Source organism: Spirosoma horti (assembly GCF_054776595.1).
The window spans coordinates 167,630-191,160 of record NZ_BAAHBQ010000003.1 but is presented as its reverse complement, the minus strand read 5'-3'; the positions used below and the strand labels follow the sequence as shown (position 1 = coordinate 191,160).

The 23,531-nt window shown below is 49.8% G+C and carries 22 protein-coding genes and 1 tRNA gene; 15 read left to right on the top strand and 8 right to left on the bottom strand.

Annotated elements, in window-relative coordinates; genetic code table 11:
• Positions 1 to 72: 72 nt before the first annotated feature.
• The 7 genes from ACYVAM_RS08720 to ACYVAM_RS08690 all read left to right on the top strand — a co-directional run bounded on the left by ACYVAM_RS08720 (position 73) and on the right by ACYVAM_RS08690 (position 6,610).
• A complete protein-coding gene (locus tag ACYVAM_RS08720) occupies positions 73 to 1,470 on the top strand; it encodes a DUF6600 domain-containing protein (RefSeq protein ID WP_461065968.1) in 1,398 nt (465 codons plus the stop codon).
• A gap of 239 nt (positions 1,471 to 1,709) precedes the next feature.
• Complete coding sequence (gene truA / locus ACYVAM_RS08715) at positions 1,710 to 2,468, top strand: tRNA pseudouridine(38-40) synthase TruA (protein WP_461065966.1); 759 nt, start codon at positions 1,710 to 1,712, stop codon at positions 2,466 to 2,468.
• 128 nt (positions 2,469 to 2,596) lie between these two features.
• On the top strand, positions 2,597 to 3,478 hold the full coding sequence (locus ACYVAM_RS08710) for a cell division protein FtsX (protein ID WP_461065964.1): 882 nt from the start codon (positions 2,597 to 2,599) through the stop codon (positions 3,476 to 3,478).
• Between the two features lie 99 nt (positions 3,479 to 3,577).
• Entirely contained in the window at positions 3,578 to 3,916 is a 339-nt protein-coding gene (locus ACYVAM_RS08705) for a DUF3098 domain-containing protein (RefSeq protein WP_461065962.1), read from the top strand.
• A gap of 98 nt (positions 3,917 to 4,014) precedes the next feature.
• Entirely contained in the window at positions 4,015 to 4,860 is an 846-nt protein-coding gene (locus ACYVAM_RS08700) for an undecaprenyl-diphosphate phosphatase (RefSeq protein ID WP_461065960.1), read from the top strand.
• Positions 4,861 to 4,964: 104 nt separating this feature from the next.
• Positions 4,965 to 5,684, top strand: coding sequence for a tRNA pseudouridine(55) synthase TruB (gene truB, locus ACYVAM_RS08695; RefSeq protein WP_461065958.1), 720 nt, complete (start codon positions 4,965 to 4,967; stop codon positions 5,682 to 5,684).
• On the top strand, positions 5,681 to 6,610 hold the full coding sequence (locus tag ACYVAM_RS08690; protein WP_461065956.1) for a bifunctional riboflavin kinase/FAD synthetase: 930 nt from the start codon (positions 5,681 to 5,683) through the stop codon (positions 6,608 to 6,610). The genes truB and ACYVAM_RS08690 overlap by 4 nt, the downstream gene beginning before the upstream one ends.
• Position 6,611: 1 nt before the next feature.
• Here the strand turns inward: ACYVAM_RS08690 and ACYVAM_RS08685 are convergent, their stop codons facing one another.
• Positions 6,612 to 7,838 (bottom strand): BaiN/RdsA family NAD(P)/FAD-dependent oxidoreductase, encoded by a 1,227-nt coding sequence (locus ACYVAM_RS08685; RefSeq protein ID WP_461065954.1) that lies wholly within the window; start codon positions 7,836 to 7,838, stop codon positions 6,612 to 6,614.
• 146 nt (positions 7,839 to 7,984) lie between these two features.
• Here ACYVAM_RS08685 and ACYVAM_RS08680 point away from each other — a divergent pair, with 146 nt between their 5' ends.
• Positions 7,985 to 9,046, top strand: coding sequence for a DNA/RNA non-specific endonuclease (locus ACYVAM_RS08680; RefSeq protein ID WP_461065952.1), 1,062 nt, complete (start codon positions 7,985 to 7,987; stop codon positions 9,044 to 9,046).
• A 97-nt stretch (positions 9,047 to 9,143) separates the two neighbouring features.
• On the opposite strand, the gene ACYVAM_RS08675 is transcribed toward ACYVAM_RS08680, so the two are convergent.
• Together ACYVAM_RS08675 and ACYVAM_RS08670 are read right to left on the bottom strand one after the other, a co-directional pair.
• The gene (locus tag ACYVAM_RS08675) at positions 9,144 to 9,926 is read right to left on the bottom strand and encodes a prohibitin family protein (RefSeq protein ID WP_461065950.1); all 783 of its coding nucleotides are present in this window, start codon (positions 9,924 to 9,926) and stop codon (positions 9,144 to 9,146) included.
• A gap of 139 nt (positions 9,927 to 10,065) precedes the next feature.
• On the bottom strand, positions 10,066 to 11,328 hold the full coding sequence (locus ACYVAM_RS08670; RefSeq protein WP_461067046.1) for an asparagine synthetase B: 1,263 nt from the start codon (positions 11,326 to 11,328) through the stop codon (positions 10,066 to 10,068).
• 211 nt (positions 11,329 to 11,539) lie between these two features.
• On the opposite strand from ACYVAM_RS08670, the gene ACYVAM_RS08665 reads away from it, so the two are divergent.
• Together ACYVAM_RS08665 and ACYVAM_RS08660 are read left to right on the top strand one after the other, a co-directional pair.
• A complete protein-coding gene (locus tag ACYVAM_RS08665; protein WP_461065948.1) occupies positions 11,540 to 12,778 on the top strand; it encodes an ABC transporter permease in 1,239 nt (412 codons plus the stop codon).
• Between the two features lie 134 nt (positions 12,779 to 12,912).
• Positions 12,913 to 12,996, top strand: a tRNA-Leu gene (locus ACYVAM_RS08660).
• A 334-nt stretch (positions 12,997 to 13,330) separates the two neighbouring features.
• On the opposite strand, the gene ACYVAM_RS08655 is transcribed toward ACYVAM_RS08660, so the two are convergent.
• The 3 genes from ACYVAM_RS08655 to ACYVAM_RS08645 all read right to left on the bottom strand — a co-directional run bounded on the left by ACYVAM_RS08655 (position 13,331) and on the right by ACYVAM_RS08645 (position 16,308).
• Positions 13,331 to 14,302 (bottom strand): NADP-dependent oxidoreductase, encoded by a 972-nt coding sequence (locus tag ACYVAM_RS08655; RefSeq protein ID WP_461065946.1) that lies wholly within the window; start codon positions 14,300 to 14,302, stop codon positions 13,331 to 13,333.
• Between the two features lie 92 nt (positions 14,303 to 14,394).
• A complete protein-coding gene (locus ACYVAM_RS08650) occupies positions 14,395 to 15,384 on the bottom strand; it encodes an aldo/keto reductase (protein WP_461065944.1) in 990 nt (329 codons plus the stop codon).
• Positions 15,385 to 15,450: 66 nt separating this feature from the next.
• Positions 15,451 to 16,308 (bottom strand): AraC family transcriptional regulator, encoded by an 858-nt coding sequence (locus ACYVAM_RS08645; protein WP_461065942.1) that lies wholly within the window; start codon positions 16,306 to 16,308, stop codon positions 15,451 to 15,453.
• 209 nt (positions 16,309 to 16,517) lie between these two features.
• Between ACYVAM_RS08645 and ACYVAM_RS08640 the strand changes: the two genes are divergently transcribed.
• The gene (locus tag ACYVAM_RS08640) at positions 16,518 to 17,444 is read left to right on the top strand and encodes a pirin family protein (RefSeq protein ID WP_461065940.1); all 927 of its coding nucleotides are present in this window, start codon (positions 16,518 to 16,520) and stop codon (positions 17,442 to 17,444) included.
• 49 nt (positions 17,445 to 17,493) lie between these two features.
• Here the strand turns inward: ACYVAM_RS08640 and ACYVAM_RS08635 are convergent, their stop codons facing one another.
• Positions 17,494 to 18,516 (bottom strand): LLM class flavin-dependent oxidoreductase, encoded by a 1,023-nt coding sequence (locus ACYVAM_RS08635; RefSeq protein ID WP_461065938.1) that lies wholly within the window; start codon positions 18,514 to 18,516, stop codon positions 17,494 to 17,496.
• A 445-nt stretch (positions 18,517 to 18,961) separates the two neighbouring features.
• On the opposite strand from ACYVAM_RS08635, the gene ACYVAM_RS08630 reads away from it, so the two are divergent.
• The 4 genes from ACYVAM_RS08630 (at position 18,962) to ACYVAM_RS08615 (ending at position 22,450) form a co-directional block, all read left to right on the top strand.
• Positions 18,962 to 19,324: a hypothetical protein gene (locus tag ACYVAM_RS08630; protein ID WP_461065936.1), complete on the top strand. Its 363-nt coding sequence runs from the start codon at positions 18,962 to 18,964 to the stop codon at positions 19,322 to 19,324.
• A 199-nt stretch (positions 19,325 to 19,523) separates the two neighbouring features.
• On the top strand, positions 19,524 to 21,146 hold the full coding sequence (locus ACYVAM_RS08625; RefSeq protein WP_461065934.1) for an NADP-dependent glyceraldehyde-3-phosphate dehydrogenase: 1,623 nt from the start codon (positions 19,524 to 19,526) through the stop codon (positions 21,144 to 21,146).
• Positions 21,147 to 21,193: 47 nt separating this feature from the next.
• Complete coding sequence (locus ACYVAM_RS08620) at positions 21,194 to 22,198, top strand: ABC transporter ATP-binding protein (RefSeq protein ID WP_461065932.1); 1,005 nt, start codon at positions 21,194 to 21,196, stop codon at positions 22,196 to 22,198.
• Between the two features lie 60 nt (positions 22,199 to 22,258).
• Positions 22,259 to 22,450, top strand: a complete 192-nt coding sequence (locus ACYVAM_RS08615) for a hypothetical protein (protein ID WP_461065930.1) — start codon at positions 22,259 to 22,261, stop codon at positions 22,448 to 22,450.
• Between the two features lie 87 nt (positions 22,451 to 22,537).
• Here ACYVAM_RS08615 and ACYVAM_RS08610 read toward each other — a convergent pair whose 3' ends face one another.
• Positions 22,538 to 23,500 (bottom strand): AAA family ATPase, encoded by a 963-nt coding sequence (locus ACYVAM_RS08610; protein ID WP_461065928.1) that lies wholly within the window; start codon positions 23,498 to 23,500, stop codon positions 22,538 to 22,540.
• Positions 23,501 to 23,531 lie beyond the last annotated feature (31 nt).

The following is a 23,531-nucleotide window of genomic DNA, read 5'->3' as shown; positions in this document are numbered from 1 at the left end:
TTAAACGTTTCGGGGACAAATGCATCTAATCGTCAACGTGTTTCAGTACGCGGCAGAAAACGACCTAACGTCATGAGTATCCTGAAAACAATTAACCTGCTTGGCTTGATAGCGGTACTCGCTTTAGAACCAGTTTTGACCCAGCCAGCTTCAGCTCAGCCGGGAATCAGTGTTCCCGTTCAAACGTTTTATAATGAACTGGCCCCGTATGGACAGTGGATGCCGAGCCCTGCGTACGGCTCTGTCTGGATACCCAATGTCGGGCAGGATTTTCAGCCGTATGCGACCGATGGGCACTGGGTCGTGACCGAATTTGGGAATACCTGGGTGTCCGATTATCCCTGGGGATGGGCACCCTTCCACTATGGTCGCTGGTATTTCGACAATCAGTATGGTTGGGCGTGGGTGCCGGGTAGCGACTGGGGACCTGCCTGGGTATCGTGGCGGACGGGTGGCGGGTATTATGGCTGGGCGCCCCTGGGACCTGGCTTTGATATCAATGTCAACGTAAACATTCCTGCTCCTTACTGGACCTTCGTTCCGCAGGTATACATCACCAGCCCTTACCTGTATAGCTATCGGGTGGCCCGGCCGAGCGTGGTAAACATATACCAGAATACAACCATCATCAATAACATATACCGGTCTAATAACCGGGCGTATGTGTACGGACCCAATCGGGGAGAAATTGAGAGGGTAACCCGGCGCAGTGTTCCGGTGTATCGCATCGACCCGCTGGATCGTCCCGGACGTTCGGTCGTTGGTAACGGATCAGTCGGTTTTTATCGGCCCGGTGGCCAGTCGTCGGGGTATGGACAAAATTATGGTCGGAGCGACCGTGATGATCGGTATGACCGGAATGACCGGTTCGATAACTCGCCCCGCCCGAACTATAACAATAACAATGCGCCCAGTCGGGGAACCTACGGAGGCAACAACTCGTACAACGGCAACAACACACCCGGTCGGGATTATAATGGGAACAATGCGCCTAATCGCCCTGACATTGGTACTCCTAACAATACGCCCAGTCGGGATTATAATGGCGGTTCGAGTCGGGGAAGCTATAATGGAAGCTTTAATAACAATGCACCCGCTGATCGGAATGGAACTGTGAATACGCCAGCGCCGAATCCCGGAAACGCTGCGCCAACGCCTTCGAATCGGTTTGAGCCTGGCCGCGGCAGCTTTCAGCCAGCTGGTGCAACGAGAAGTGAAACGCAGCCCGGTAGTTTTCAACAGCAACAGCCCAACCGGACGTTCGAGCGAGCTGACCGGCCGGGTTCGCTGGGTAACTCCGGTTCGCCTAATATCCAGAGCGCGCCGTCGGCACCGGCTGGCCGTAGTGACGGCGGGACTTTCCAGCGGATGCCCGAAAGTCGGGGTGGACAAATCCAACCACAACCCCGTGTTCAGGAGCAGCCGCAACGCGGAAACGGGGGTGCTGAACGCCAGCGCGGTCCACGATAAGCAAACAAATCAGTCAAACCGCCAGGGGCCCAAAAGAAACGCATGTTTCTTTTGGGCCCCTGGCGGTTTGGGGTTATTAAAACAACAAATGACTGATTTTATAGCACGAGGTGTTGAGAAACATTTCATGTCGGTTATAAGTAACTGACAGCACATTGCCCATGAGCATGTACGCTGCGCAATACGCTTTGTCGGTTCGGTATCTGAAAGAAGCCTATTAAGCGGTACTTTTGCCCGATATGCGTTATTTTATTGAGTTGTCGTATCGGGGAACGGCCTACCACGGCTGGCAAACACAGGCCAACGGCGTCAGTGTGCAGACTACCCTCGAGTCGGTCTTGACACAGCGACTTGGCAAACCAATCTACATCATGGGCAGTGGGCGTACGGATGCGGGCGTTCATGCAAAACAACAGTTTGCTCACTTCGATGTTGACGAACCGCTTGACTTGACCGAAGCCTTTATTTATTCGATCAATTGTCTGTTACCCGAGGACATTGCCATTCACACAATTTTTCTGGTTCGACCAAAAGATCATGCCCGCTTTTCGGCTAATTCCCGGTATTACCAATACCATGTGACGCGTCAGAAAGATGCGTTTCAAAGCAACCTGACGTATCATTTCCGGCCATTGCTGGATATCGACCGGATGAATAAGGCGTGCGAAATTCTTTTGCAACATACCAATTTTCAAAGTTTCAGTAAAGCCCGTGCCAACGTGACGCATTTTCACTGCAAACTCGATTTTGCCCACTGGAAACATACAAATGAGGATTGCCTGACGTTTTATATTAAAGCCGACCGGTTTTTGTGGGGGATGGTACGAACCATTGTTGGCACCATGCTCGAAATAGGGCAGGAGCGGATGAGCCTCGACCAGTTTGAACAGATAATTCTGGCGCGTGATCGAACTGTGGCGGGCCGGGCGGCACCCGCCAATGGACTGTATCTGGTGGAAGTTGGTTACCCGGAAGCCGTACTCGAGAACAGAATCTGAGATGTGGTTCTGAGCATGGCTATTTTCCGCTCGGTGCTGATTTTCGGTCTGTTATGCTAAATTTTGTTAAATTCGACCTTTCCCCGGTCGAATCCGTTATTTTTGTCTCAATAACACGAACCCACTAAATGGCTCGTAACAAGAAAAAAGTAGGTGCGTATCCCAGTGGCATGATTTTATTTAGTCTGACACTGGCTTTATTTTTAATTGGTTTCTGTGGTCTGCTGGCTATCCAGTCAAAGAAGCTGGTAACATACATTCGCGAGAATTATGAAGTGCGGGCTTTTTTGGATAAAGACCTTAGTGCTAAGAAGAGTACAGCGCTTTTTCAGACAATAGCTGAACAGCCTTATATTTTGAAAGTCAATGGTGTACCTCAAATCAATCTGGTTACCAAAGACGAAGCGGCCAAGGAATTCATTGCTGAGACCAAAGAAGATTTCTCGAAGTTTTTAGGCGAAAATCCACTGCATGACAGCTACCGGATCAAACTCAATGAGGGTTATTTCGAGGAAGCTAAATTGCAGGAAGTAAAGCGGGATCTGGAGGAAATAGACGGCGTGTTTGAGGTGGTCTATCAGGAGAATCTGGTGGATAATATTAACCGGAACATTACAAAAATCTATGCGGTGATGTCGGCTTTCGCCTTAATTCTGCTTATCATTATTGTTGTGTTAATGAACAATACAATCCGGCTGGCGCTGCACTCCCAACGCATGTTGATTCGAAGTATGCAGTTGGTGGGGGCGACAAATGGATTCATTACGCGGCCGTTTCTAGGACGGGGCTTATGGCAGGGGTTTCTGGCGGGCATCATTGCCGTAGTGCTGTTGATTGCCGGTCTGCAGATTGCCATTCATAATCTGCCCGAATTGGGAACGTTTCAGGATACTGAAAAAATGATCGTTCTGATGGCGGGCATTGTGGGATTGGGTGTGCTGATTGGCTTCCTGAGTACGTTTCAGGCTGTTAATCGGTATCTGGGACTTACGCTGGATGAACTTTATTGATTGGCTGCTGAATCCTGTACGCTTGAGCCACAGGAATCGACATGCCAAACCTACACAGTGATTTTAAGGTTACACAAAAAGCATAACTGACGAACGAACATGGCAAAAGATAAACAAGCTGGCGCGCCAACCTTGACTCGCGATCAACCAGCCCCCAAAATAGTCGCCACAACAACGGCGCCCCCAAAAACTGTTCCAACCCGGTCGTCGTTCGCAGAGCCAGTTCGGCGCGACACGGCTGCGGCATTGCCCTTTGGCCGGCAGAATTATATTCTGATGCTGGCGGGTATCGGTATTATTCTGGCCGGGTTCTTTATTATGAGCCTCGACAAAGAAGAATTCGGCTTTGGTTTCCTGGGATTAACGCTGGGTCCGTTAGTCGTTATGGGCGGGTTCATGCTCGAGTTTTTCGCGATCCTCGCCCGTCCCAAGGCCTAAAGTTTGTGGTTTGTGGTTTGTCGTTTCGTGCCACTTGCTATAAGTTTGTCTGTCGTTGATAAACTAGAACGACAAACCACAAACTACAACCAGGATTAATGGAGCTGATTCATGCCATTGCGCTGGCCATTATTGAAGGATTGACCGAGTTTTTGCCGGTATCCTCAACGGGCCACATGATTATTTACTCTTCGCTGGCAGGTATTGCCGGAAATGAATTTACCAAATTATATACCGTCGACGTCCAGTTTGGCTGTATTCTATCCGTACTGGTTTTGTATCACCGTCGCTTTATGACGGACACCCGCAAAGGTACGTTTGTGGTTCCCAGTTACCTCAAATCGCTGCCGCCCCGCCTGCAGCCCATGGCGGATTTCTACAGTAAAATTCTGATTGCCTTTCTGCCTGCCGCCGTCATTGGATTTTTGCTGAATGATTTTATCGACTCGTTGTTGGAAAGCATTAGGACTGTAGCCATTTCGCTGCTGTTGGGTGGTATTGTGCTCGTGTTTATTGATCGGATTGTAAATCGGCAACCGAAAGATGGCGATGTAACCGTGCCCGATGCCATTCGCATTGGGTTCTTTCAATGCATCGCCATGATTCCGGGCGTTTCGCGGTCGGCGGCAACCATCATCGGTGGCATGTTTCAGGGACTCAGCCGCACGCAGGCCGCAGAGTTTTCGTTCTTCCTGGCCGTACCGACAATGGCCGCTGCTTCGGGCTACAAGCTGCTCAAAACATACAAGCTTCTCCAGCCTGCCGACTACCAGACATTGCTGATCGGTAATGTGATCGCCTTTGTGGTTGGTTTGCTGGCCATTCGCGCCTTTGTCGGGTTTCTCAACCGATATGGCTTTAAAGTATTTGGCTACTACCGAATTGCCCTCGGCCTGTTGCTGTTGGGCCTGATGGCGGCTGGTGTTAAATTGGATGTTTTATAATGTCGAGGTATTCAGTTTACGGTGATTCGTCGCTGGATAGGCATACACCCAAGTCAGTAAACCCCGGCGGGAATCGCGTAAACCACAAACCGTAAATCGTCAAGTTGAGCAAAGAACAAATTCCCGATCCCGGTCAGGTCATCTTAATTGATAAACCACTCACGTGGACATCGTTCGATGTAGCGAACAAGCTTAAATACGCCTGTAAGTTTAAGAAAATTGGTCATGCCGGTACGCTCGACCCATTGGCAACTGGCTTGCTCATTCTTTGCACGGGCAAAATGACCAAGCAAATCGATCAGTATCAGGCCCAGGAAAAGGAATATACCGGTACGCTCGTTCTGGGTAAAACCACACCTTCCGTCGATCTCGAGACAGAAATTGATGCCGAGTACGACACAAGCGAAATTACACCTGAACAAATACACGCGGCTGCCCAACAGTTAACGGGTGATATTCTGCAAGTCCCCCCCATTTATTCAGCCATTCGTGTAAATGGGGAGCGGTTATATGAAAAGGCACGTCGTGGCGAAACCGCAGACCGGGTTGAAGGGGGCATTAAGGCTCGTACGGTTACGGTATCGGTTTTTGCCGTGAACGCAGATCGCTTTCCCGAAGTTGATTTTCGCATCGTGTGTTCAAAAGGGACTTATATTCGCAGTCTGGTACGTGATTTGGGCTTATTGCTCAACAATGGTGCTTATATGAGTGGACTGCGCAGAACGCGCATTGGCAACTTCCGGGTGGAGGATGCGGCCACCATTGAGCAGTTCATTGCTGCCCATCGTGCTTCACTGCCTGACCCACTTCCGACAAACGAATGATTATTTATACAGGACTCGATGATATCCAACCATTAGCAAATGCCGTGGTAACGAGCGGTACGTTTGATGGGGTTCACCGTGGGCATCAGACCATTTTGTCCCGACTGACAGAAGTAGCCAGGGCCAGTGGGGGAGAGTCTGTTCTGATCACCTACTGGCCACATCCTCGTACGGTGGTTTCCAACGATAGCCAGAATCTGAAGCTATTGACAACGCTGGACGAAAAAATCGAACTTCTCGACCAGGCGGGTGTCGATCATCTGGTCGTTATTCCGTTTACGCGCTCCTTTTCGGAACTGACATCTGAAGAATACATTCGCCAAATTCTGATCGATAAAATCGGTACCAAAAAACTGGTGATCGGCTATGATCATCGCTTTGGCCGGGATCGCGAAGGTGGGTTTGATTACATTCAGGCGCACCAAAGTGAGTATGGATTTGAGGTAGAGGAAATTCCCCGGCAGGATATAGAAGCGGTGGGCGTCAGTTCGTCAAAAATCCGGGCGGCACTACATGAAGGCAATGTCCACACGGCAAACCGGTTTCTGGGGCGGCTCTATAGCCTTACCGGAACAGTTGTGAAAGGACGTCAGCTTGGCCGTACCATTGGCTTCCCAACGGCTAACTTACAGGTCGACGATCCGTCCAAGCTTATTCCGGCCAACGGCGTATACGCGGTCGACGTCGACTATGCCGGGCAAACCCTGGGCGGTATGCTGAATATTGGCTTTCGACCTACCGTTGCTGGAACAAATCAAACGATTGAGACCTATATTTTTGACTTCGATAAAGATATATACGGCGAACACATTACCTTGAAATTCAGGGAGTTTTTGCGCCCTGAGCAAAAGTTCGATGGGTTGCCTGCTTTGGTGGCACAACTGAAACGCGACGAAGAGTCGGCCCGGTCGATCCTGAATCAATAGCTTACCGGCCAATGGCCAGCCCCGCTACATAGCCCGTTGTCCAGGCGCTCTGGAAGTTAAAGCCGCCCGTAATGCCATCGACGTCCAGCACCTCACCGGCAAAGAAGAGGCCAGGCTGGGCTTTGCTTTCGAGCGTTTGTGGGTGTAGCCCATCAAAGGAGATTCCTCCGCAGGTTACAAACTCATCTTTAAACGTGCTTTTGCCCATCACCTTGAACTGGCTGTTGGTAAGTCGTTCAGAAAGTCGGTTGAGGGGTTTAGCGGGTAGATCGGCCCAGCGCTGCGCTTCGGCAATACCTGACTCCTGTGTCAGCGCCTGCCAGAGTCGGGCAGGAAGCCCAAACGGATTTTGAGATACCACTTGTTTTCGGCCATTCTGCTGCCTGAAATCCTGGAGCTTGGTTCGTAACTCATTTTCATTTAACGTAGGTACCCAATTCACGCGGAGTGTAAACTGATAGGTTGCATCGGCAAGATCGCGGGCTGCCCAGGCTGACAGGCGCAGGACGGCTGGTCCACTGAAGCCCCAGTGCGTAAACAACAAGGGGCCGCGCTGTTCCTGCTTGGTGCCTAGAACCGAAACTTTGGCATCAGGGACAGCCACACCGGCTAATGACAGAAAGGGGCTATCGGGTACGTTAAACGTAAACAAGGAGGGAACCGGCGAAAGCAGCGGTTCGCTCTGTTCTGGCAGCCAGTCGTACCCGTCTACTTTGGGAAAACCGCCCGTAGCGATCAAAACACGATCTGCCACAAGAATTTCATCTGTAAGCAGGTGCAATTGCCAGCGGCCCTGTTCATCGCGCATCATTGAGCTGACCCCGCAACTGGTACGAATGCTGATACCCAAACGGCGAGCGGTCTGGAGCAGGCAGGTCACGATGGTTTCGGACGTATTCGTGCTTGGGAACATCCGCCCGTCGGCTTCAGTTTTCAGCGTTACGCCCCGCTTCTCGAACCAGGCAACGGTGGCGGCTGCATCAAACTGATTCATGAGCGAGCGTAACGGTTTCTCACCGCGCGGATAATGCTTGACAAACGTCCGGTTTTCGAAACAGGCGTGGGTGACATTACAGCGCCCTCCGCCCGAAATGCGGACTTTGTTCAGTACAGTACGGGTCTTCTCAAGAATGGTGACGGTGGCGTCCGGAAAGGTTTCGGCGGCTGTTATGGCTCCGAAAAAGCCAGAGGCTCCGCCCCCAATAACCACAATAGTTAACGATGACATGAGTTTTTAACAGCAGTTTAAGATGAACGGTTCATGACTTTTGGTACTGCTAACCCAGTTGGTCTCTTCGCCACTTTATCTTAAGAAGCTTCAGATCTGGCTGGGCGGTTTCATCAGCATGGCGAAAACAATGTAACTTTACTTTCATGTTCTTCAAACCTCGCTTTTCAACTAAAAAATATACTCGCCGGGGCTTCCGGTTACGCAGCAACACGCTGGTGTTACTGTTCATCTTCTTTTTAATCGGCCTGTTTTTACATTATGGTGGCCGAACTCAGCCCGTGGTGGCTTTCTGGAACGATTTTCGGCAGATGATTGGGCTGGGTCGCTCGAAATCACACCCTGAAGAAGATAACCCTTACAAAGCACCTGAGCCAACTGATTCTGATGTCGCAACGCACAAACGGCGGAAGGGCAGACCAAAATCCGATGAAAGTGAAGCCAGTGATACAAGGTCTAATGGGCCAACCGGTGGCTCGTCGGGAAATCAGCGGTTCGATTTTGAAAAAGAGGTTGACTTCATTTTGCCGCTGGTTAAAGCGGGAGACGACATTGTCCGGCACGAAGGATATACACTGCGGTATCGGGATCAATACAAAGACGCTGATTGGGTCGCTTATCCGTTACTGAATTATGAAACGACGGGTGACGCGGATCGGAAATATGAGCAGTTTAAACCCGATCCGAGCGTAGAGAACGGTACCGCGCTTCCGTCCGATTATACGCGCTCGGGCTATGACCGGGGGCACCTGGCCCCCGCCGGTGACTTTAAGTTTTCGCAGCGAATCATGCGCGAAACCTTCTTTATGAGCAACATTACGCCCCAGGCGCCCGACTTTAACCGAGGCATCTGGAAAGAGCTCGAAGAGCAGGTTCGCTCCTGGGCCATTCGGGATAAGGGGATTTATGTGGTAACGGGCGCTGTCTTAAAGCCTGGTTTACCCACCATTGGCAAAGCCGTTGAAGTGAGTGTTCCGGAAAAGTTTTATAAGGTGATTCTGTACTGCGACAAGCCCAACATTCGAATGATTGGCTTTTTGTTGGACAACGAAGCGTCGAATAGCCCATTGAGCCAATTTGTGGTGCCGGTTGATCGCATCGAACAACTGACCGGAATCGATTTCTTTCCAAAAATACCTGACGACCTGGAACGCCGGCTGGAGAGTAAATCGCGAGAAGAAATGGTGTCGGAGTGGTTTGATAATTGATTTTATCAACAACGCCAGGCATTAACTCTGGCGTTGTTGATTAGTAGGCTTTACGGTATAGTATAGTACGAGCTTTTGAACTATCTACATGACCGGTTCATTGATTTGGTGAAATCAGCATGGGAGTTTTTCCATCGGTAACGATAATTTTAGCATTGGGCGATGTAGATAACTGCCTGAATGCTTCAATCGTTTTGTATTCGATGATCTGTTTGTTCAGGCCTTCTGAAATGATCTTCTGGGAGTCGGCTATGCCCTTTGCTTCAATCACCTTACGGTCGGCTTCCTTACGCTCTTTCATCAAGACAAATTCCATTTGCTGGGCCTGCTGCTCAGCCTCCAGCTTTTGTTCGATGGATTGCGCCAGCCCTTTGGGCAACTGAATACTTTTCATGAGTACGCTCTCAACCACAATGCCCCGTTTTTCCAGAACGGTATGCATTTCAGCGGCAATCTCCTTTTCGATTTCTTCTCGCTGACCGGTGTACATATCCTTGGCAAAATACCGGGCGCAGACATCGGCCGCTGCCGACCGGAATACGCTCACAATGACGACGTTTTCGTAACGGTCACCAATGGTTGACAGGACCTCGGGCGCTTTTTCGGGCAAAACGCGGTATAGGACAGCCATTTCCGCTGTTATGTTCAGGCCTTCTTTGGAGGGAATATTTTCGAGGGCCAGCGGCAGATTGATCGTGCGGGTTGGCACTTTGATAATCGTCGTTGTAAAGGGGTTATATGTATGCACGCCCGATCCGCGTACGACAGGATCTAATTTCCCCAAACGACGTTTGACTCCCACCTCGCCCTGCCGAATGGTTGTGCAGCTACCCAGCGAAATGGCAAGTAATAAACACAAATAGTAACTACTTTTTTTCATGATAGTAAGCGGAACAAATAATGTTACGCTAACTACCAGATTTGCGGTTAAAGCCTGATTGAAACCAAGTTAAGTTACTGTTAAAGTTAGGTGAGCGGTCAAAAAGTGCGTAACTCAGCCGGGCGTCATCATCGTTTGTCTACGTCTTCTGCTTCTTCTTCTTAGCGGCTGGGAAAAGTATATTGTTGAGAATCAGTCGGTAACCGGCGGAGTTCGGGTGTAGGTTCAGGTCGGTTGGTTCTTCGCCAATTTCATGTCGGTAGTCTTCCGGATCGTGTCCGCCGTAGAACGTGAAGAAGCCCCGACCGTAGGGCGCGTGGATGTAGCGAGCCTCACCAGCAGCCCGGTTCTCGGCCATAATAACGACCTCAGGCTTGATGTAATTTTTCTTGAACGCTGTTGTCTGACCCATGAACCCCTTGATGACGTTGGCATGGTTCTGCGTCAGCATGGTGGGAATTGGATCATATTTGGCCGAAAATTGAAACAGCGTAAAGTAGTCGTTGTGTTCGCTCAGGCCACGCTCTTCGGGTTGATTGTCGATGTTCGAAAACTCGATCAGGTACGGATTGGTGTATACCTGAAAATTTCTAAAAGCCAGTGTCTGACTGAAATCCAGTTTATTATTGGCATTAGGATCAGCAGGATCGCCATCGTAGAAGGCGTCGACAATATCCGTATTGTGCGAGGCCAACGCAATGTCGTAGGTATCTGTGGCGTTGCACATGGCGAACAGATAACCACCGCCAAGGACGAAGTCACGAATCTTTTGGGACACAGCCAGCTTCAACTGGGGCACTTTGGTGAAACCGAATTTACGGGTAATGCTTTCGGCTTCCTGTTTTTGAGCAATGTACCAGGGCTGGTCCTTGAAGTGGAAAAATTTGCCATACTGACCCGTAAAATCTTCGTGGTGCAGGTGGAGCCAGTCGTATTCGGGTAATTTTCCATTCATTACTTCTTCATCGAAAACCACATCGTAGGGAATTTCCGCGTACGTCATGACCATCGTCACGGCATCATCCCAGGGTTGTTTCGTTTTAGGGGAATAGACGGCTACCTTCGGCGGTTTCTGCAGCTTCACGGCATCCATATTGGCATCGGGAGCCGACACTTCCGAGAGAATCTGGGCCGACTGGGCGTCCGATATAACCTCATAGCTGACACCCCGAATCACCATTTCATTGATGAATGCCTGACTTTGGGGCATCATAAACGAGCCGCCCCGGTAATTCAACAGCCAGTCGATTTCCGTATCGTGCGTTTTCAGCACCCAATACGCAATGCCATAGGCTTTTAGGTGATTCTTCTGGCTATCATCCATCGGAATCAGAATTTTTGACGCCCACACCTGACCCGTCAGCGTGAGAAATAGGATAAGCGGTAACAGCAGGCGTTTCATTGGTTTCCCCGATAAAAATGCTTGTGGTAGTTTTGTCATAACGAAAGATAGGCAAATATTGTGCGAGAAAATAAAGTGGAAAGAGCGAAAGAGCCGAAGAGTGGCTACTAGAGCCCTAAAAGAGAAAAATTAAATTTTCTCGTTTTGGATCGCCTATCATACCGCCCATTGCCCAGTCATTCGTCCATACGTTCACAGTTTACCTTTATCGATGAACTTACTTGAAAATATTCGTGAAGGTTTGCGCTCGATTGCCAGCAACCGGCTACGAACGATTCTGACTTCCCTCATTATTGCGATCGGTATCACCTCGCTGGTGGGTATCCTGACGGCTATCGAGGGAATACAGAGTTCTGTCGATAGCAGTTTCGCGGGCCTGGGAGCCAATACGTTTAGTATTGTGGCCCGTCAGGATGCTTTCCGGCGGGGTGGCCGTGTACAAAAACAGGACGCGCCGATTGATTACTTCGATGCCGTCAACTTCAAACGCCGGTTTCCGTATGGGGCTACCATTGCGGTATCGACGTCGGTGTCAGGAGCCGCACAGGCGAAATTTGGTTCTAAAAAAACAAACCCCAACGTGCAGCTTATCGGGGGCGACGACGCCTACCTAAATGTAAAAGGATTTACGATTCAGAACGGCCGCAATTTTACGCAGAATGATTTAAGCCATGCGCTAAACGTAGCGATCATAGGGATCGAAGTGGCAAATACCTTATTTGAGAAAAAGCTAAACCCGCTGAATCAGGTCATTCGGGTGTCGGGTACGCAATACAAGATTATAGGTGTTCTGGATAAGAAAGGCGGTTTCTCGGGTGGTGGCGATGACCGGATTATTTTAATTCCGCTCGATAACGCCCGGGCGCTGGCTGGAACCCAAAAGCTTTCGTTCGATATTACGACCTCCGTGCCAACGGTATCGGACCAGGACGAAGCCGTCGATGAAGCGAGGGGCGTTATGCGGTTGGTTCGGCATGATCAGCTTGGGCAACTGGATTCGTTTGAAATCGAACGAGCCGACGATCTGGCTAAAGAAACGGCCAACATCACAGGCTATTTGCGCATAGGAGGTTTCGGAATCGGTTTCATTACGCTGCTGGGTGCGTCTATTGCCTTGCTGAATATCATGCTCGTTTCGGTGACCGAGCGAACCCGAGAAATTGGTATTCGTAAATCACTTGGCGCAACCCCCAAACGGATTCGGGAGCAGTTTCTAATTGAAGCCATTGTCATCTGCATTCTTGGTGGACTAGGGGGCATTCTATTGGGCCTGGGCGTCGGTAATTTGATTGCGGGTGTGATCAGCCAGGGGAAAGGCAGCTTTATTGTACCCTGGGGCTGGATGGGCCTGGGCATCGTTGTCTGCGTTTCGGTTGGGTTGTTTGCCGGTATTTATCCAGCCGTTCGAGCCTCCAAACTCGATCCTATTGACGCCCTTCGGTATGAGTAAATCAGACGAAGCACACACTGATTGCCGAATACGGTTTAATTTATCTTTCGTTTTGTTTGCATAAACCCTGGCGAAAACCTACTTTTGCACCCACGTTTGACAAACGCACCACGCCTTGGCGTGGCGATTCTGTCGCCGGGATGGCGGAATCGGTAGACGCGATGGTCTCAAACACCATTGTCTGCAAGGACATGCCGGTTCGAGTCCGGCTCCCGGTACTTACCGCTCTGCCAAGAGCAAACAAAAGCCACTGATTTTTCAGTGGCTTTTTGTGTTTCAACCGTTTATATTTTCGCTGCGTAGGTTCTATAGGCGATATAAACGACATGATATCATCATCATGGGTTGCTGCCCGTACGTCAGGTTTACTTCATCGGCATTGGTCATCCGTTTAAGGGCAATGAAAAAGAAATCACAAACCCGTGTTACCAACTCGCTTAGCTTTAGCGGTCAACCGATGCCAGTGCAAACACACGGATTAACGGGTGCTCTGGTTTGGGCAGTTGCCTGAACTGCAGAAATTCGATGATGGTTTTGAACCGCTTCATCGGGTTAATTTTCCTTTCTTACTTCAAGAACAATTTTGCCACGCACGTGTCTGGTTTCGCTTTCACGATGGGCGTCGGCTACCTGTTGCAATGGGTATACTTTGCTCACCACCGCTTTTACTTTTCCTTCGTTGATCAGTTGTGTGGTACCGCTCAGGGATGACGTGTAGGTTATACTCCCTCCGCCAACCAAGGTACCGGTGGCATTCTTTTGGGCCAGTGCGGTCAAAAAATCGTCCGTAAGGGGTTGGTCCAGATGCGTGCACACAAATATGCCTCCCTCCTTTATAACGTCAACTGACCTCAGCCTGATGCGCTCATCGCGAACAGGCGATGCGTTGAATACGACATCTATATCGCGCAGCAGTTCTTCGAATTTTTGATTCCGGTAGTCGATTACCTCATCGGCCCCCAACTCTTTTAAAAAATCAGCGTTGTAATCCGACGCTGTTCCGATCACGTAGCCACCCATTGCTTTGGCAAACTGCACCGCCAGATTGCCTACGCCACCGGCTGCCCCGTGAATAAGAACCCGCTGTCCCGGTTGTACGTTGCCCAAATCCACGATACCATTCCACGCAATAAGCGCGCAGGAGGGCAGGGCCCCGGCCTCATTGAATGTGATGTGCTGCGGCATTAATGAAAACTGGCTTGCTTTCGCGGCAATGTATTCCGCATAACTTCCATCGCCCGGAAAGTTCGGAACCCCATACACGCTGTCACCTTTTTTAAAATTGGTTACCTCACTGCCGGTTTCCTCTACAATACCGGCTGCATCCAGACCCAGACCCATTGGCAACGTCAGGAAAGACCGCATCAGCTCATTGCCGCCTTTACGGAAAATATAATCGGCAGGATTGACGCTGGTGGCATACACCTTTACTAAAATCTCATCGGCGGCAGGAATGGGGCGTTCTACTTCGGCCAATTTCATTACTTCAGGTCCGCCAAACTCATACACTCTAATTGCTTTCATCGTTCTGTTTTTTGTTCATGCAAAGGTCTGCACGCCCGTCAAAACAGATTTAGCCGAAATGCCCTTTCCCTTAGTCAAAAGTCATGTAGGCTTTACCGATTCAGGGCACTCATAAATCGCTGCGGGTAGCGGGTGCCCGAAACAATTCCGGCTGGCATAATCGCTTCAATGCTTTGCAAGTCCTCCTGCGTGAGTTTTACCTGTTCAGAAGCTATGTTTTCTTCCAGATGCCTGATGTGTTTAGAGCCGGGGATGGTAATGATATCGTTGCCCTGGGCGAGTAGCCAGGCAATTGCTAACTGAGCGGGCGTACAGCCCTTTTCAGTAGCCATCGCTTTAATTTTTTCGACCAGCTCTAGATTTTTGTAGAAATTATCACCCTGGTAGCGGGGCATGTTGACCCGACTGTCTTTAAGATCGTCGGGTGTTTTAATGTCACCGCTCAGAAAGCCTCGGCTCAGCGGGGCGTAGGCGACCAATCCGATTCCTAATTGCCGAATGGTTGGGAGGATTTCAGCTTCGATGTCGCGGCTCCAGAGGGAGTACTCGATCTGTAAGGCCATGATGGGATGGACAGAAGCCGCCTTGCGAATCGAATCGGCCGAGGCTTCCGAAAGGCCGATGTAACGAATCACCCCTTTTTGAACCAAGTCAGCTAGTGCGCCGATCGTTTCTTCGATCGGCACCGTCGGGTCAACCCGCGCAGGCGTGTAGAGGTCGATGTAATCTGTTTTGAGACGGCGCAGGCTGTAGAAGACCGCGTTGCGAAGAAAATCCGGATGGCCACTGACCGGACCAGGCCATACAGCTCCGGTAGGGCCTGGCGTATATAACTGTCCCGTTTTTACCGAGAGAAAGGCTTTATCCCGTTTGTTGTTAATGGCCCGGGAAATCAGCTCCTCATTGTGGCCTGCAGCATAGTAATCGGCCGTATCTAAAAAATTGTGCCCTAGTTCGAGGGCTTTTTCGATGGTAGCGATCGATGCTGAATCGTCGCTTTCTCCATAGGCGCCCGACATGCCCATACAACCTAACCCAATGGCCGATACCAACGGGCCGTTTGTTCCTAGTGTTCTGTTCATTACCATGATTTTTAGTACGAGAACAAAGGTCTGAAGCCCGTAAGCGATTGAACTGGACAAAACACATTACTTCCCTGACAAATCCTGAACGAAGGTGGCGATGGTTTGGCCCGTTACTTTTTTGAACAAACGGGAGAAATAGTCTGGATCGTTGAAGCCTAAGTCGTAGGCCAGTTCCTTAATGGAGCTCTCGGCATAGTAAAGACGACGTTTTGCTTCCAGTATTAATCGGTTGGTGATGAATTCTTTGGGAGAAAGTCCGGAATAGTGTTTGACGATGGTATATAAACTGTTGGTATTGAGGGTAAGTTTTTGGGCAATGTTCTGAATGGTTGTATGATCGGTGAGGTTGTCTTCGACAAGGAGTTTGAACCGGATGTATTTGGAAAGTTTATCGTCGACGGGGTATTTATCGGTGGAAAAATAAGCCGTATTGATTTCGGTTAACAGGCTATTGAGGTGAGCAAGAATAAGCTCAGAATCCGCGTCTACTTCACTTAATAAGCTGAGCAGTAATTGAAATATGGATTTTACGCGGGTAGCCGCCGGTATCGTAAATTGTATTTTTTGCTTGTTGAAAGGGTTGACCAGGAAGGGATATTGCTTAGGTAAGCGAGACAGACAGGTTTCATCAAACCCGAGCTTAACGTAGTCGGTCCCCTCTTTCGTCGCTGGCAGCCGATGGATTTGGTGAGGCAGGATAAAAAGAAGCTCATTGGCCCTTATATCGAATTGCTGTAGATCGACGCCGTGCTGGGTGTGGCCATCGAGCATAAAGAGAAAAAAGTAATAGGGTTTGCGGTGTGTAAGGCCGTATTGTTGAGCAATGTCGGGCGGGAGATGGCCGAACGTAGGCGAAATAATTCGAATAGCGAGTTTGTTGTTTTGTCTGTTGAGCGTGAGGAGTGAGTCAATAGTTCGCATAGGCTAAAAGTAGTGAAATAAGCAGTAGTAGGATTACGGAGCGGATCGCTACTTTCCTGAGTGTTGAAGGCTACTAAGATTCTGACAGGTGGTTTTAAGAAAGATAACCATATTTGTACCGTCTGCTAAACGAATAGGGTGTAGGCATAGCGCCTGACCAGACGAGCGTTTACAAACCAACCGACTTACATTTATCTTTATTCACGCTCATGCTAGACTCGATCATTGATGCCCGCCCTGCTTCGATTGGTAATGGATTCAATGTCAGGCGGATTCTGCCTTACCGGTTGCGCCGTATGTTGGGGCCATTTATTTTTATGGATCATGCCGGGCCAGTGAGTCTGGGACCTGGACAACTGACCAATATGGATGTACTACCGCACCCGCACATCGGGCTCTCAACGGTGAGTTACCTTTTCGATGGGCAGGTCACCCACCGGGATAGCCTGGGCGTAGAGCAGATTATCCGGCCAGGTGAAGTAAACTGGATGACGGCAGGGCGGGGAATAGCCCACTCGGAGCGGTTCGAAGACCCGGCAATGCTGGCCAACGGAACGCTGGAAATGATTCAAACCTGGGTTGCGCTGCCCGAAGCAGCGGAGGAAAGTGCGCCTGCATTCGACAATTATTCACCGCATGAATTGCCCATTTTTACCGATACGGGTGTATGGCTGCGGTTAATTGCGGGCGGGGCATTTGGGTTACACAATGACGTTAAAACGCATTCGCCCTTGTATTATGCCCACGTTGTGCTGCAACCTGGTACCCATTTTGGGTTGCCACAGGGGTATAGCGAACGTGGTGCCTATGTTGCCAAAGGGAGCGTCGACGTAAATGGGCACACCTACGGAGTAGGGCAATTGCTGGTTTTTACAAAGGGTATCGATCCCGTGCTGAAAGCGAAAGAAACCTGCACATTGATGTTGCTGGGGGGCGAACCGCTGGGCGAACGGTTTATATGGTGGAATTTCGTCTCGTCTCGTCGCGAACGCATTGAGCAGGCTAAAGCCGATTGGCAGGCCGGCCGTATTCCGTTGCCACCCAATGATAATACGGAGTTTGTCGCTTTACCTGAAGATCGATCGAAGCCAGCCGGGGCGGCATCAGGAACGCCACCTCCGCAGCCGCTTTCCTGATGTCACCCAGTGGTGATCTAACTATATTTCTGTCATAAGCTGCCAAAATTTAACGAAGCAGAGGAGCAACACGGGTAGCCAGTAAGTCAATGGTCTGCATAAGTCTATCGTGGGGCAGGGCGGCTACATCCAGTTGAAAAGTTACTCTCGAAATGCCGCCCAGTGCCTGACTATGCCGACGTATTTTAGCGGCTACTTCATCAGGGCTACCAATTAGCAAAGCGCCCAAGGGGCCGAGTTGTGCGTCGAACTGCGCCCGTGTTACGGGCAGTCCACCCCGCTCCTGTGAGCGTTTGTTGAACGTACGGGCGTAGCCCGGATAAACTTCATCGGCGGCCTTCTGTGTTGTCTCGGCTATATAGCCGAGCGAATGCAGCCCCACCGTCAACTTTTCCGGTGAGTGACCCGCCCGGCGGCCTGCTTCGCGATACAAATCCACCAGGGGTCGAAACCGATGGGTATCTCCTCCAATAATAGCCACCATGAGTGGTAGGCCCAGTGTACCGGCCCGTGCGAAAGAAGCCGGTGTACCACCCACGCCCAGCCATATAGGCAGGGGACTTTGTACGGGTCTGGGGTAAATTCCCTGGCCCGTAAGGGCAGGTCTGAATTTTCCGGACCAGTGCACCTGCTCATTATCGCGGATGGCAAGCAACAGATCAAGTTTTTCGGCAAACAGCGTATCGTAGTCGTTAAGGTCAAATCCGAATAGGGGAAATGCTTCAATCGAAGAGCCCCGGCCGACGACCATTTCTGCCCGCCCCTGCGAGATAAGATCGAGCGTCGCAAATTCCTGAAACACCCGCACCGGATCGGCTGCGCTGAGCACTGTTACCGCACTGGTTAACCGGATGCGTTTGGTACGGGCTGCGGCTGCGGCCAAAATAACGGCCGGGGCTGAATCAAGAAATTCCGGGCGATGGTGCTCCCCAATACCGAATACGTCCAGACCCAGCTGGTCAGCCAAATCTATTCGGTCAAGTAATTGACTCATAGCCTCTTGTCCGCTTAGGGTTGTACTAATTCCGTTTTCCAACAGGTTCGATGCAAAACTATCTATCCCAATTTCCATATTCTTCTGTTAAATTTTTTTCAATGGCGGCCTTATACGGGATGGTACCAATACTAGTTTACCAGATCGCGTATTTAACATCAGAACCCCAAAAAAGTGGTTAGGGTTGCGCGCCTGTTAATCGATAATCAGTGGTTTTAATTGCTGTATCAATGAGTGCTCAGGAAGGAGCTTATTCATGATCTAGATAATGTTTTTGAAAGGCTTATTTTGGTAACAAACGCAGCAAATTTGTCAAGCATAACCCGTTTTATTGATTTTTGTTTTAATATTATTAGTGTAATATTTATTACTTTTCTAGTAACATTTATTAGTGTTCTTAATAATTCTATGATTAAATTTATAATAATTTGGTATGATAAATTTTATGTTACCAAATAGTAAATAAAATTTGCGTAGAAGCGAATATCTGTAATTTTTGTGTGCATCAAACTAGCTGAATCGTATGTTCTTATCTTTTACCATAGTTGACGAATACGGCCTAACCCGGGATTTTTCCTGGTGGTTTACTAGCCTCGAATTTGCTCTGGATGTTATGAGCTCTCTTGCCGTAAAAGGTAAACAGATAGCAAAAGCAGAGCTTATTGACGATGATCATCTTATACAACTTCCGGTAGATAGCTTCGATGGGAAACTTTTTTCGTCACCCATTAAACAACTGGAAAGCGAATGGCAGCAACTCCTGAATGCACCTGTGAATCAACGGTCTGTTCTTGATGAGCTTACTGATCGAGCGTCAAACGATTTTGATTTGCCGCCTTTCAATGAACTGACCTGGGCCCTGACGACTGTAAAGTTTGAAGATTAATCGTACTGATTCGTCCTGGTGTTAACGCGAGTGAGCCTTTGTAAAAAACAAGTACCAGCTCATTTTATAAAAACGAACAAGACAACCAATCTGGCTGATTCTCTCTGAGGGTTAGCCAATTTTGTTTTCAGGCGGGTTGGAATTCGCCGGGCGAATGGCGACGTTTGCCGTGTTTCTTTTCCAATTTGTTCCCTCTACGATGAATACCCAAGGACTTAGTCAACTTTTTCCGACGGAAGATCAAATTCCGGCCGACTATCGTATTGAACCCATCCACCAGCGTGAATACTTGCTCAACGGCGAAATGCGTCCGTGGGATGGCCCGGTTTCCGAAGTTTATTCGCCCATTTGCATTCCAGGAGCCGATGGTAAACTGGAACGTAAACTAGTCGGTAGTTTTCCCGTCACGGGCCCAACGGAAGCCATCGAAGCCCTGAACGCGGCTGTAGAAGCTTATGATAATGGCCGGGGCGAATGGCCACAAATGTCGGTAGCTGACCGCATTGGATGCATGGAGACGTTTGTCGGTAAAATGCTTGAACAAAAAAAGCTGGTCGTCAACCTGATTATGTGGGAGATCGGCAAAAACCTGGCCGACTCGACCAAAGAGTTCGACAGAACCGTAAAGTACATTTACGATACCATCGATACGCTCAAAACAATGGATCGGAATTCATCCCGCTTTCGTATGGAAGAGGGGATAATTGGTCAGATTCGGCGGTCGCCGTTGGGCGTTGTCCTGGCGATGGGGCCCTTTAATTACCCCTTGAATGAGACGTACACAACCTTAATTCCTGCCATTTTGATGGGGAACACTATTTTGTTCAAAACCCCCAAACATGGTTCATTATTGCACTATCCATTGCTCGAAGCGTTTCGCACCAGCTTTCCAAAAGGTGTTGTCAATTCGCTTTATGGCCGCGGTGCCAATGTTATTCCGCCTGTCATGCAGTCGGGGAAAGTAAATGTTTTAACGCTGATTGGCTCCAGCCGGGTGGCGGATGAGTTACAGCGCCAGCACCCAAAACTGAATCGGCTCCGATCGATCATGAGCCTGGATGCCAAGAATGCCGCGATCATTCTGCCCGATGCCGACCTGGATGTAGCGGTTAAAGAATGCCTGTTGGGTGCTCTGTCGTTTAATGGGCAGCGGTGTACGGCTATAAAAATTGTCTGGGTACATCGGTCCGTCGCCGATGAGTTTTTGAAACGCTTCGGGCTGGAAGTAAGCAAACTCAAACCGGGTATGCCCTGGAGCGATGGCGTGCAGATTACGCCACTTCCGGAGCCGAGCAAACCCGATTATCTGGCCGATTGTATCCAGGATGCGGAAGCGCATGGCGCATCGATCATGAATGAGGGCGGGGGTGAGGTAGCCGCGTCGTTGTTCAGACCGGCGGTCGTTTATCCGGTTAAGGAAGGCATGAAGCTTTATCGGGAAGAGCAGTTTGGCCCCATTATTCCGGTTGTCCCCTTCGATGATGTCGAAGAGTTTATCGATTACCTCATTACGGATGATCACGGCATGCAAGCCAGTATTTTTGGTACGGACACAGAAAAGATCGCCCGGCTCATTGACCCATTGGTCAATCTGGTCAGCCGCGTCAATATCAATGCCCAGTGCCAGCGCGGCCCGGATACATTCCCGTTCACGGGTCGGAAAGACTCGGCCGAAGGCACCTTGTCTGTTGAAGATGCACTCCGTTCGTTTTCCATTCGGTCGGCCGTAGCCACGAAAGATACGCCAGCCAACAAAGAGATTCTGAACGATATTGTGGGAAATCACAAGTCTGAATTTCTGAGCACAAATTTCATTTTTTAAAGCCCAGTCAAAATCGGTAAGGTCTTCAGGGCCTTACCGATTTACGTATGCTCACTGCTACCAACCTTACCAAAGCCTACAGCGCTGTGCCCGCCATACGGCATGTTTCCCTGCATCTCGAACCGGGCCGGATTATGGCACTCGTTGGGGCCAGCGGTTCTGGGAAAAGTACCCTGCTGAGTTTGCTGGCCGGATTGACCGATGCCGATACCGGCGATGTCAGGCTGAATGGCGAGCGGGTAAGGGGACCCGCAGAAGTATTGGTACCCGGACATAACGATATTCGGCTGGTACACCAGGAGTACCAGCTTATGCCAAATGTGTCGGTTCGGGATAACATCAATTATGCACTTCGGTTCTTTGAAAAAAGCTATCGCGATTTTCGGGTCGACGAACTGCTGAAACTTTGTCGGTTGACGGACGTACAGGGTCGGCTGCCGCGCCAGATTTCGGGGGGCGAAAAGCAACGTACGGCCATCGCCCGCGCTATTGCCGACAGGCCTGCCGTTTTGTTGCTGGATGAGCCGTTCAGCCACCTTGACCTGCCCAACCGGCTTATTGTCCGCGATCTGCTGTTCGATATGGTTCGTGAGAATGGAAGTGAATTGCAGCCGACATCCTGCCTGCTGGTTACCCATGATGCCACAGATGCCCTGTCCATTGCCGATTCGCTGGGTATCATGCGCGATGGTAAGCTAATCCAGGTTGGTAGTCCGGTAGCGGTGTATCAACAACCCGCCACGGCCTATGCCGCCCGCATGACCGGACCGGTCAATATTCTGAAAGCAAAGCATTTGTCTATCCTTAACTTACCTGAGAGGGATAATCCTAATGAGCTCATTTGCCTGCGACCAGAACAGGTTCATCTCTCGGATGAAGGAACTACTGGAACGATTCGCGCTCTGTTCTTTAAGGGGAGCCATTACGAGCTGGAAATCGAGTTGTCGCGCTATGTATGCCTGCGTTTGCTGACCACGCATACGGATCTATACGTGGGCCAGCCGGTCAGTATTCGGGTAAACCCTGAATCCATCTGGCCGCTGAAACCTTGATTCTCGTCAAACTTGAAGCTTCATTTTCGGTTGTACAGTAAACAAAACCGACAACGCGTTATGGAAAATCAACAACCCAATAAGAAAAACGAAGAAACCTGGGATACCGGACAAGATGACCTTAAAGAGGGCTACCTCGTCAGCGAAAAGACCGACGATGTAGACGCTTCTGGTGTAGATGATCAGTCGACGGGAATGGGCGAGGATGATTTTTTAGGGAAAACTAACCTCAAAGATGAAGACGACTATTGATTCGGGTTTCTAACCCCTGAATTTATAGTACGTAAAAGGGCCATTTCTGATCAGAAATGGCCCTTTTACATATAGTTTCGTATTAATTTACAGCAATCGCTTAATTAACTGCTCGACCGATATGCCTTCTGCTTCCGCTTTGAAGTTCCGCACCACCCGGTGGCGAAGGATAGGCAGCGCTACCGCCCGAACATCTTCGATATCGGGAGAGTATTTGCCAGACAGCAGGGCATTGCACTTCGCGGCCAGAATTAGTGATTGCGAGGCCCGTGGGCCCGCTCCCCATTCCAAATAAGAGTTGGCATCGGCTGCCGCTTTTTCGGTGTTTGGTCGGGTCTTATGGACGAGTGAGACGGCGTATTCGATCACATTATCGACGACGGGAACCCGACGCACCAACTGCTGAAACTCTCGAATTTCTTCGCCGGTAATGACCCGTTGCACATCGTATCGCTTATCCGACGTTGTGTTTTTGACAATATCAACCTCGGACTGATACGAAGGATAATCCAGATAAATGTTGAACATGAACCGGTCCAACTGCGCTTCAGGCAGGGGATACGTACCTTCCTGCTCAATTGGGTTCTGGGTTGCCAATACAAAGAACGGCCGGCCTAAGCCATATTTCTGACCGGCAATCGTTACGGAGTATTCCTGCATCGCTTCGAGCAGAGCCGACTGCGTTTTAGGAGGGGTCCGGTTAATCTCATCGGCCAGAATAATATTAGCGAAGATGGGGCCTTTGATAAATTTAAAATTGCGTTCCTGGTCCAGCGTTTCAGAACCAAGAATATCAGATGGCATCAAATCCGGCGTAAACTGAATCCGGTTGAAATCAAGATCGAGCGCACCGGCGATGGTTTGAATCAGCAGGGTTTTGGCCAGCCCCGGCACACCAACCAGCAGACAGTGTCCCTGGCAAAAGATGGCGGTCAACAGCAAACGGACTGTATCATCCTGACCAATAACAACTTTTGAAATTTCAGTTTTTAATTTCTGATAGGAAACTGTAAGGGCTTCGGCAGCCGCAACATCCGATGAGTAGGGCACAGGATTCTAATTAGGAATGATAAATCAAGAA

Excerpts from the sequence above, each read along its gene's own strand:
- ACYVAM_RS08720 (WP_461065968.1), top strand. The coding sequence starts at position 73 with ATGAGTATCCTGAAAACAATTAACCTGCTTGGCTTGATAGCGGTACTC.
- truA (WP_461065966.1), top strand. The coding sequence starts at position 1,710 with ATGCGTTATTTTATTGAGTTGTCGTATCGGGGAACGGCCTACCACGGC.
- ACYVAM_RS08710 (WP_461065964.1), top strand. The coding sequence starts at position 2,597 with ATGGCTCGTAACAAGAAAAAAGTAGGTGCGTATCCCAGTGGCATGATT.
- ACYVAM_RS08705 (WP_461065962.1), top strand. The coding sequence starts at position 3,578 with ATGGCAAAAGATAAACAAGCTGGCGCGCCAACCTTGACTCGCGATCAA.
- ACYVAM_RS08700 (WP_461065960.1), top strand. The coding sequence starts at position 4,015 with ATGGAGCTGATTCATGCCATTGCGCTGGCCATTATTGAAGGATTGACC.
- ACYVAM_RS08690 (WP_461065956.1), top strand. The coding sequence starts at position 5,681 with ATGATTATTTATACAGGACTCGATGATATCCAACCATTAGCAAATGCC.
- ACYVAM_RS08685 (WP_461065954.1), bottom strand. The coding sequence starts at position 7,838 with ATGTCATCGTTAACTATTGTGGTTATTGGGGGCGGAGCCTCTGGCTTT.
- ACYVAM_RS08680 (WP_461065952.1), top strand. The coding sequence starts at position 7,985 with ATGTTCTTCAAACCTCGCTTTTCAACTAAAAAATATACTCGCCGGGGC.
- ACYVAM_RS08675 (WP_461065950.1), bottom strand. The coding sequence starts at position 9,926 with ATGAAAAAAAGTAGTTACTATTTGTGTTTATTACTTGCCATTTCGCTG.
- ACYVAM_RS08670 (WP_461067046.1), bottom strand. The coding sequence starts at position 11,328 with ATGAAACGCCTGCTGTTACCGCTTATCCTATTTCTCACGCTGACGGGT.
- ACYVAM_RS08665 (WP_461065948.1), top strand. The coding sequence starts at position 11,540 with ATGAACTTACTTGAAAATATTCGTGAAGGTTTGCGCTCGATTGCCAGC.
- ACYVAM_RS08655 (WP_461065946.1), bottom strand. The coding sequence starts at position 14,302 with ATGAAAGCAATTAGAGTGTATGAGTTTGGCGGACCTGAAGTAATGAAA.
- ACYVAM_RS08650 (WP_461065944.1), bottom strand. The coding sequence starts at position 15,384 with ATGAACAGAACACTAGGAACAAACGGCCCGTTGGTATCGGCCATTGGG.
- ACYVAM_RS08645 (WP_461065942.1), bottom strand. The coding sequence starts at position 16,308 with ATGCGAACTATTGACTCACTCCTCACGCTCAACAGACAAAACAACAAA.
- ACYVAM_RS08640 (WP_461065940.1), top strand. The coding sequence starts at position 16,518 with ATGCTAGACTCGATCATTGATGCCCGCCCTGCTTCGATTGGTAATGGA.
- ACYVAM_RS08635 (WP_461065938.1), bottom strand. The coding sequence starts at position 18,516 with ATGGAAATTGGGATAGATAGTTTTGCATCGAACCTGTTGGAAAACGGA.
- ACYVAM_RS08630 (WP_461065936.1), top strand. The coding sequence starts at position 18,962 with ATGTTCTTATCTTTTACCATAGTTGACGAATACGGCCTAACCCGGGAT.
- ACYVAM_RS08625 (WP_461065934.1), top strand. The coding sequence starts at position 19,524 with ATGAATACCCAAGGACTTAGTCAACTTTTTCCGACGGAAGATCAAATT.
- ACYVAM_RS08620 (WP_461065932.1), top strand. The coding sequence starts at position 21,194 with ATGCTCACTGCTACCAACCTTACCAAAGCCTACAGCGCTGTGCCCGCC.
- ACYVAM_RS08615 (WP_461065930.1), top strand. The coding sequence starts at position 22,259 with ATGGAAAATCAACAACCCAATAAGAAAAACGAAGAAACCTGGGATACC.